The organism is Stygiolobus sp. RP850M, from assembly GCF_037389295.1.
Classification (GTDB): Archaea; Thermoproteota; Thermoprotei_A; order Sulfolobales; family Sulfolobaceae; genus Stygiolobus.
Genome location: NZ_JBBHKU010000009.1, coordinates 1 through 8,927, shown reverse-complemented (window position 1 = coordinate 8,927; position 8,927 = coordinate 1). Strand labels below are relative to the sequence as shown.

Annotated in this window: 10 protein-coding genes and 1 pseudogene; 6 read left to right on the top strand and 5 right to left on the bottom strand. The window is 40.1% G+C overall.

Going from position 1 to position 8,927, the window contains the following annotated elements; genetic code table 11:
* Positions 1–172 precede the first annotated feature (172 nt).
* From WIW52_RS00440 to WIW52_RS00430, 3 genes are all read right to left on the bottom strand, one after another.
* Positions 173–760, bottom strand: a complete 588-nt coding sequence (locus WIW52_RS00440; RefSeq protein WP_337707863.1) for a GNAT family N-acetyltransferase — start codon at positions 758–760, stop codon at positions 173–175.
* A 159-nt stretch (positions 761–919) separates the two neighbouring features.
* Positions 920–1,483, bottom strand: coding sequence for an isochorismatase family cysteine hydrolase (locus WIW52_RS00435; protein ID WP_337707862.1), 564 nt, complete (start codon positions 1,481–1,483; stop codon positions 920–922).
* Positions 1,484–1,657: 174 nt separating this feature from the next.
* Positions 1,658–1,783, bottom strand: coding sequence for a hypothetical protein (locus tag WIW52_RS00430; RefSeq protein WP_337707860.1), 126 nt, complete (start codon positions 1,781–1,783; stop codon positions 1,658–1,660).
* Between the two features lie 27 nt (positions 1,784–1,810).
* On the opposite strand from WIW52_RS00430, the gene WIW52_RS00425 reads away from it, so the two are divergent.
* Positions 1,811–2,236: a hypothetical protein gene (locus tag WIW52_RS00425; RefSeq protein WP_337707858.1), complete on the top strand. Its 426-nt coding sequence runs from the start codon at positions 1,811–1,813 to the stop codon at positions 2,234–2,236.
* A 458-nt stretch (positions 2,237–2,694) separates the two neighbouring features.
* Here the strand turns inward: WIW52_RS00425 and WIW52_RS00420 are convergent, their stop codons facing one another.
* Positions 2,695–4,464, bottom strand: a complete 1,770-nt coding sequence (locus WIW52_RS00420) for a chloride channel protein (protein WP_337707856.1) — start codon at positions 4,462–4,464, stop codon at positions 2,695–2,697.
* Between the two features lie 333 nt (positions 4,465–4,797).
* Between WIW52_RS00420 and WIW52_RS00415 the strand changes: the two genes are divergently transcribed.
* The 5 genes from WIW52_RS00415 (at position 4,798) to WIW52_RS00395 (ending at position 8,267) form a co-directional block, all read left to right on the top strand.
* Positions 4,798–4,974, top strand: coding sequence for a hypothetical protein (locus WIW52_RS00415; RefSeq protein WP_337707854.1), 177 nt, complete (start codon positions 4,798–4,800; stop codon positions 4,972–4,974).
* A 387-nt stretch (positions 4,975–5,361) separates the two neighbouring features.
* On the top strand, positions 5,362–5,940 hold the full coding sequence (locus tag WIW52_RS00410) for a 2-oxoacid:acceptor oxidoreductase family protein (RefSeq protein ID WP_337707851.1): 579 nt from the start codon (positions 5,362–5,364) through the stop codon (positions 5,938–5,940).
* Complete coding sequence (locus WIW52_RS00405; protein WP_337707850.1) at positions 5,937–6,197, top strand: 4Fe-4S binding protein; 261 nt, start codon at positions 5,937–5,939, stop codon at positions 6,195–6,197. The genes WIW52_RS00410 and WIW52_RS00405 overlap by 4 nt, the downstream gene beginning before the upstream one ends.
* A 2-nt stretch (positions 6,198–6,199) precedes the next feature.
* The gene (locus tag WIW52_RS00400) at positions 6,200–7,360 is read left to right on the top strand and encodes a pyruvate ferredoxin oxidoreductase (RefSeq protein WP_337707848.1); all 1,161 of its coding nucleotides are present in this window, start codon (positions 6,200–6,202) and stop codon (positions 7,358–7,360) included.
* Complete coding sequence (locus WIW52_RS00395; RefSeq protein WP_337707847.1) at positions 7,353–8,267, top strand: 3-methyl-2-oxobutanoate dehydrogenase subunit beta; 915 nt, start codon at positions 7,353–7,355, stop codon at positions 8,265–8,267. Before WIW52_RS00400 ends, WIW52_RS00395 begins: the two co-directional genes overlap by 8 nt.
* 175 nt (positions 8,268–8,442) lie before the next feature.
* Here WIW52_RS00395 and WIW52_RS00390 read toward each other — a convergent pair.
* Positions 8,443–8,927: pseudogene (locus WIW52_RS00390) on the bottom strand (IS701 family transposase); the annotation flags it as partial.

Below are 8,927 nucleotides of genomic sequence, written 5' to 3'. Positions count from 1 at the left end.
GAAGTAGAGCTGTTGCATCAAGTCTGAGACCCTAACGTAACCGTGTCTATCCTTTACAATAGTTTTCCCTCGCCTTATTGAACAAGGAAGGGTTATGGCGGAATACTACGTTCGAAGAAAAATCTATAGCCTCAAACATAAATGCTACTACTACGTTATTATACATTTAAGATTATTCTTCATGTACGTTATAATTTTTCCTTGCCAGCTCTTCTTTCAATTTAGTCTTGACTATCTCTACATCTCCTACATACATTATAAAATTACAGAAGATTTTCTCTATTTGAGAATACATGAAGTCATTAATTTTACAAGCTTCCTCAAATCCCAATTTTATTAGAAGTTTCCCAGACCTTAAATTCCTTTCATCTACCCACGCAGTAAGTATTTTCACACTTTCGAGCCTTTTTATTGCCTCGTTAAAGAGAACATATATTAACCCCTTACCCCTGAACTCTTTGTCCACTGCATAGGCTATTTCCGCAACATGAAATTGTCTCTCAGTACCGAAATATCTACCACGTGATGCTTGGAAAAAGCCCACAACTGTAGAGTCATTATATGCTAAGATCATAATGGTACTTTTTCCCCAAGATTTAGACCATTCAATGATCCGTTGTTCATCGATCTTACTATATCTTGTTAATGTATAATTGTCAGGGTCTCGGGAGAGTCTATTTATGAAATCCAGGTAGTCGTTAACTCTTTCATTTGACCCTTCTGTTATGTGTAGTAACTTACCATCTATTTCTATTTTCATGTCTCTACTGACAACTATGGCAACATATTTTAAACTTTATACCTATACCTCGTTATCCCTCCTTTATTCTCCATTTAAACAGTCCATAAGGAGTTGACTTAAGGACTGCTTACCGTGCTCTGGAAAGTGTGAAGTAGATTTTTAAAAAAAGACTTTTAGTTATTCAGAACTCCACCTTTCTATTATTTCTTTGTTGTCTAGGACTAACATTAACTTACTCATGTTAGCTAAAGACCTCTCATGGGCTTGTTTGTCTGCCGAGGATACTGCTTCTCTAGCTATTACCGGTAAGAATCCTAAGGCTTGGGCGTGCCTCGCTGATGTTTCTACGCCGATATCCGTAGCGATTCCCGTGAAAACAATGACGTTGATTCCGGCATTTCTCATCATGAGTTCGAAGTTAGTCCCTACGAATATGGAAGCAGTGTTCTTGTTCAGTACTATGTCATTCTCCTTAGGATATACCTCTTTAACTATGTCGCCCGGATCAAATCTCCTCCTCAAGTACGGGGGCTGAAACCTCTCAGGTAAGGGTGTTATCTTAGTGTAAACTATTGGTACGTTATATTGCCTAGCAGAGTCGATTAACTCTTTAAGTTTGGCAAGAAACTCATCTCTGTTAAATATCGAGTTAACCAGGGCTTCTTGAACATCCCATACTACTAGAACGGAGTTCTTCCTAGTTATGAACTTTTTTACTTCGTCTTTGTTATACCAAGCCATAAACCCATATATTGATTATAGGTAAAAAGTTTATCACCAAACAAAATGACGAACTGTTAAACAAAGCTCGTACACGAATGTAATTAAGATTAGAAATTGAAGGAGGTTAATACTCATGGATTTCCTCGTTTCCCGCTTTGTCACTATTCATCGCAAGGACTGTTACCGATTTCTTCATCCTATCGGACAAACTTGTGTATATAGCTTCCGCTCTTGTCTCGTCGGTCTCGATATCCTTCTCCCTACAGTCCTCATAGAATTACTGCCTATTTTTAAGAGTTGTGTGATACTCGTTAACATTTAATGCTTAATGTACGAATAATGGTTATGGAACTGAAACTTCCTCCCAGAATTAAAGTGCTTGAGGCACTTGGAGCTATTGCTGATGGTAGAGTTGAAAAGACAGAGGAGGGTTGTAAGGTAGTCTCTTCCGAGAGGGATAAACAGTACGAGGTGAAGATCAAGGGACAAGTGGTCTACAGTGACGATAACGGGACAAGGTTTAGGGGATACATAGGTTACCCTATTATATCCTGCCTTATGTTAAACGGTGCCCTCCCTTTTGACGATAAGTATGCAAATGCGTTAAAGGGTATACCATGGAAGAGGCTCAACGAGGAGTACAAGAATTACGCTAGAGTAGAGGAAATAGTGTTTAAGGTAAGTGAAGAGAGAGGTGTTAAGAGGGAGGAACTGGAGAAATTTGTAGACCACGTTATGAATAAACTCAAGACTCTTCATCTCCGTCATTAACAACTGCACTTATTTTCCTCTTTAAGTCATCCTCGACCTCATCCTCTCTGAGGACTTTTATAGCGTAGCCAGCATGTACTAACACCTAGTCACCTTCTTTAGCGTCTACTAAAGAGAGCGAAATGTTCCTCTTAACGCCTCCGAAGTCCACAATTCCTTCTTCTCCCTGATTTTTCACCACTTTTTCCACAAAAGCCATGTGGTAGGGGTCATATTCCGTAAGTAAATTATCTCAGAAGAGAGGATCAAAATATTGTCTCTCTAAACACTTATTTAAGCCAAATGATTAAATAATTATCATGGACAAAATAGATAAACGCATTATTATTGAGTTAGATATCCTTTTAAATGAGTGAATATCTATGATAGTTTACAGATCTCTTCTTTATGTTGAATATTTTCTTATGATCCATTGTATTAAGAAAAAGAATTTTAAGGTAATAAAAAATAAAAACTACCTAAGCTATTTTTGCGGAGTCGTTCTGTTTAAATTTATTCACTTTTTCTTCATAAGATTTAAGTAGATTATCTATAGTTAATACTCCTAAATATTTACCGTCCTTTACTACACAGACCCATTTACTTCTAAGTCTAGCCATTATATCCCAGCAGTCTTCAAAGGTAGATTCTGGTCTAACATATGGTACTCCTCTAACTACATATTTCCCTACAATATCATTACTGTTAGCTTTCTCTAAGTCCTTCAAATATACTGCCCCTACGAATCTATCATTATCATCTGTAACGGGTAAACTCAAGAAATTGTTTTCCATCATCTTAGATAAAGCTAAGCTTACTTTATCGTTTATCTTTACTCTAATGTCAGAAAGTTGAGCATCGCTTACCTTCAATATTTGTAATAATGGTATTTCATATTCAAGTTTATGTGCTGGTGAATCTCTTCTAGTAGGAACTTGAGCTTGATAAATTGTGTAATTTCCTGAAACTAAGTAGGAAAGAGCTACGGCTATCATAGTTCCGGGCAAGAGCTGTAAACTCCCTGTCATCTCAGTGACCATTACTATTACTGATAGAGGTACTTTTCCTGCAGCACCGAAAAATGACGCCATTCCTATTATAACAAAAGGTGCTATTGTAGGAACTATGTTCGGGAAGATATGATTAAAAATAAGACCTAAATCAGCCCCTACGAAAGCTCCTATGAAAAGCCCTGGTGCAAATACTCCTCCACTACCTCCTGAACCTATTGAAAAGGAGGTAGCTAATATCTTTAATAAGGGAAGTAAAGCAAGAAGTAATATAGTAGGTAAAAAGGGAGAGTAAAAAGCGTTAGTCTTTTCGTACTCAATTAAATTTATCCAACCATAACCCGTGCTTATTACTTCAGGCGCTACTAACGCTATACTTCCCGTTATTAGTGCCCCTAGTACTGGTTTAAAGTAATTACTTATCTTTAACTTTTTGAAAAATGAGTGTACACCATAAAACAGTTTAACATAAAGTATTGCTACGAGTCCATTAACTATTCCCAATACAGCATATAAGGGTAATCTAAGTGGACTAAATGATTCTGAGTAATAACCGAAAACTGGTGTAAAACCGTAAATTAATCCAAATATTACATAGCCTACTGCTGAAGCTATTAAAGAAGGATATAGTATTTCAGGTTCAAGGTCTCTCCTATATAATATTTCTGCAGATAATAATGCTCCGCCTATAGGAGTCTTAAAAATAGTTCCTATCCCTGCTCCAATACCTACAGCTACCATTTTTCTTCTATCCTCGGGAGGGAGTTTTAATAAATCAGCCAGAATAGAACCTATTCCTGCTGAGAATTGAGCTGTAGGTCCTTCTCTTCCAGCACTCCCTCCAGAGCCTATAGTTATTGCTGATGCTATGATCTTCACTGGTACTACTACCCACCTTATCTTACCTTGGTAATAATGATAAGCTCTTATTGCTGCATCTGTCCCATGACCTTCAGCCTCAGGTGCAAATGTATAAACTATAAGTCCCGAAAGTAGACCACCTATAGCCACTGAGACTTGAATTAGATAATAATTTCCAGGGTGAAAAGTAAAAGAAAGATTCCCTCCTTCCCCTAAAGGTTCTGGATAAGAAACACCTATAAATCTATGTATGAAGATGAATTCAAATATATGTAATAAAGAATAAAATATTGTAGCAGCTATACCTGCTACGACACCTGCTATAACACCTAGAATAAACCACTTTTCAAAGTAATTTAGTCGTTCGAAATAGCTCATAACAATCTTTAACAATTTAGGTTTAAAAAATTACACTTGATTATCAGAATCTTTCATATTATCGTCGTTAAGCTGTTATTTTGCATAAATAGTTACGGATTAGGAAAACACTTATTAGATAAGACCCTTCACGTCCCACTTGTAATACATGGTGATTGCGTAAACCTTTAAATGGAAGTGGCTAGACAAGGACTTTGGTAAGGAGTTTTAGCAAATTTCTTCTGTTCATCATCACTCTTAAGAGGTAAGGAAGAGGGAGTTAATGGGTATATATTCCAGAAACTGGTATATAGAAAGGGAGTTTATATAGCTCTAATCCCTCCTGAAGCTATATTGATAGAATTTACTGCTTCTTACACTCTAGCAGACGATGTATGTGAAACATTATTAGATGTCAATAGTATAGTTAGTGAAATTGGAAGTATCGAATTAGTAAATGAGTGGAGAAGAAAACAATTAGAATATACATGGCTTCTAACCCTTATGGGTAAATATGAGAGCTTAATATAATTTATAACTGGATTACGCGAGGGTAAAATGGATATTACAACTGGTTTAAAACCGAAGAATTTTCAGTAGGTAGGAAAAACGTTTATGTTTCTCTCGTCGAGACAATTACGTCTCCTAGCCTTGAGAAGGCAAGGGTCCCCTTATCGATTTTAGACTACATTCCTGATTTGAGGAACAGTCGAGAGCATCTCTGACCTCGCCAGTTTAAGTTCATAATTGCAATAACGTCCCTATCTCGTAATCACAATACGTGCAAAGAAAGTACCCATAACCGACTTCCACCATCTTTTTTCCGCATCTAGGACACAATGTGTAGGAATAATTGAATTAAAATACCATAATTAAATCTTAAACTGGGTTAATTTATCCCTTCTCATCTTATCTATAATGACAAATATTATCTTCGAAAGAGAAAAGTATGTTATGAGGCTTGAAATAGTTCTTAGAGGAAGAGGTGGTATGGGGGTAGTAACTGCTGGTGAAATACTCGTTAAGGCTGCTGTCCTTGAAGGTAAGTATGGCCAGTCCATCCCCTCCTATGGCGGAGAAAGAAGAGGAGCTCCGGTAACTTCTTACGTTCGCCTCTCAGATGAGCCGATATATATACACAGAGAGGTTTACAACGCTGATCTTATCGGGGTATTCGACCCCTCACTCTTTAAGGTTATGAATCCTCTCGAGGGTTTGAAGGAAGACGGGATCTTGGTCATAAACACCAAGACTCCGCAAAAGTTGTGGAAAAAGACCTTCTATCTAGATGCAGTGGAAATCGCTGAAAAGCTGAACCTTATCATTGCGGGATGGAGGTTAGTTAACATTCCTATGGTAGGGGCAATAGCGAGAATAACTGGAATGATATCATTGGATGCAATTGAAGAGGCTGTAAAAGAAGAGTTCGAAGGTAAGTTAGGTGAAACGAACGCAGAGGCGGCTAAACTAGGTTATGAGATGGTGAGGGAGGTATGATAAGCTATCCAATTCCCTTAGGAAGACCGAAAGTAGGTGCAGCGGGACTTACCGGGCATTGGAGGGTAATAAAACCCGTAATCTACTACGACAAATGCACGAAATGTAGACTCTGTGTGATTTACTGCCCTGAAAACACAATAGACCTTTTGGAGGGATTTGACGTGAGGATAGACTATGATTATTGTAAGGGATGCGGAGTATGTGCACAAATATGTCCTCAAAAAGCCATCGAGATGGTTCCGGAGGTGAAATGAAGATGATGACCGTGACAAAACACGTAACTGCAATGGTAGGTAACCACGCAGTAGCTTATGCAGTAAAACAAGCTAAACCGCAAGTCTTAGCAGTTTTCCCAATAACCCCTCAGACTACGATGCTCGAGAAAATAGCAGAGTATATAGAAAAAGGAGAGCTCAAGGCAGAGTTAATAAAGGTTGAAGGCGAACACTCTGCTCTATCAGCTGTTTATGGTGCAGCTGTAGCTGGAGCTAGGGTTTTTACGGCAACGTCTTCTCAAGGTCTGTTATACATGACCGAGATGATTTACTGGGCTGGAGGTGAGAGGGTTCCTATTGTTAATGCTGTAGCTACTAGGGCTTTAGCTGAACCTTGGTCGATATGGGATGATCACCAGGATTTCTTCAGCAAGAGAGATGCGTCTTGGATCATGATGATGGCGGAAAACGTTCAGGAAGCCTACGATATGACGTTACAAGCCTTCAGGATAAGCGAAGACAAGAGGGTATTACTCCCAGTGATGATGGGCTTCGACGGATTTATCTTAACCCATACGATGGAGAGATTGGAAATCCTCGAAGATGAGACTGTTAATAAGTTCCTACCTCCTAGGGAATTCAATCTGATAGATTTTAACGATCCAGTCAACGTAGGCCCCATCGCAGCCCCGGATGATTACATGAGAATTAAGTTCGAGACTATGAAGGCAATGGAAGGGAGTAAGGAAGTCATCGAGGAGATAAGTAAGGAGTACGAGGAGATAAGCGGTAGGAAACAGTTTGGCTTAGTTGAGTGCTATATGTGCGATGATGCGGAATATGTGTTCACAACGGTTGGTGCATGGACTGGGGATGCTAGAGAAGCCGTGAGGAGGATGAGGAGCCAAGGAAAGAAAGTGGGCTTACTAAAGATAAGAGTGGTAAGACCCTTCCCCCGGGAGAGGATCAAGAATGTGTTGAAAGGAGTTCATGGTGTGGTAGTATTTGACAGGGAGTATTCCTACGGTATCGGAGGAATTTTAGCTACGGAGGTCAAAGCTACCCTCTACAACAGCGGAATCGATGTTCATAGTGTAATAGCAGGTATAGGAGGGAAAGATGTAAGACCACTTCACTTCCAAAAGGTAATGGAAGACGTGTTGAACGGTTACAAATTTGATGAGAGGTGGTTAAATGAGTGAGGAGTTAATTCCCGATTATATTAAACAAAAGAAAGTGATCAGACAACAAAACTTCTTCAGGGGAAACGCCGCTTGTCCAGGGTGTCCTATACCGAAGGAACTCGACTTACTGTTAGAGGTAATGGGTAAGAAAACAGTATTAGTAGTTCCTGCCTCATGTTCAACAGTGATCATGGGAGATATCCACGGATCTCCTTCACCGGTACCGGTAGTCCACAGTGCCTTTGCATCAGCTGCAGCCATAGCTAGTGGTTTATCAAGGCAGTTGAGGATAAGGGGAGAAGACGCCAAAGTTGTGGTTTGGGCTGGAGACGGTGCTACGGGAGATATAGGCTTTGCTGCTGTCAGCGGAGCGGCGGAGAGAAACGAGGACATACTTTACGTATGTTATGATAACGAGGCTTTCATGAATACCGGCATACAAAGGTCATCATTAACACCCTTCGGAGCCTGGACTACAACTACTCCAGCCGGTAAGAGGGAGTTTAAGAAACCAGTGCCCTTTATTATGATTGAGCACAAGATACCTTACGTGGCTACAGCTTCAATTACCTACCCGTTTGATTATCAAGCTAAGTTGAGAAAAGCAAAGAACATGCAGGGGTTCAGGTACATACATTTACTCTCTCCGTGTCCCCCAGGGTGGAGGTTCGACAGTAGTTTGACTATCGAAGTTGCTAAACTTGCTGTGGAAACTGGAGTGTGGCCGTTATTTGAGGTTGTTAATGGCGAGTTTTCGTTAACGGGAGTAAGTAAGACCTTACTTGATAAGTCTAAGAGGAAACCGGTAGAAGAATACTTGAAATTGCAGGGAAGATTTGCAAAGATGAGTGAAGAGGAGATTAAAGTGTTCCAAGAAGCCGTTGATTTAATGTGGGAATACATAAAGGAATTAGTAAAAAGATAACGTAGTTTGACGAAGTTTTTTTTTCTAATTTAATTGTAGAAAGATTTTCTTAACCTGAACATAAAAGGAATAGTCATAGTTTTATGGCACTTTTTGAGCAAAAGATAATATCTCTGACATCCCTCCGAATAATAGGGATGAATTCATAATAATTAATAGCAGCAGTTATGGGACTTTAACGTAACTTAAAGATTTTCATCAGTCCAGGCGGTCCACCTAAATAACGTTCAACGAACCTGAGGAACGCCTCCACGCTCCTCAGGTTAAGAGCCCCCATCAGCTCCCTGACAACGTTGACCATGATGGTGAAGATCGTGAGGTAACCCTGAAGCCTCTCTCTCCTCCAGAACGAGGAGTCCTCCAGTCCCAAGGCCTTCACGTCCCTGTGAAGCTTCTCGATCTCCCACCTCATCCTCCATGCCTCCTCGATCTCCTCCTCGCTGAGCGAGAGATCGGTCGTGTAGAGATACCTGACGTGTGTCCCGGAGTCACCTTTATATTCTTGAACTAGCAATTTTACCGTAATCACTCGGTCTCCAAGGGTCAGGTCGGCGTAGTAGACGCCGGGGGGTAGGTCCCCCACTCGGAGGTGTCCCTCCACCTCCTCGAGGGTCCCCCGGGCCGACTCGACCCTGAGGAGCCTCCGGTTGGACTTGAGCT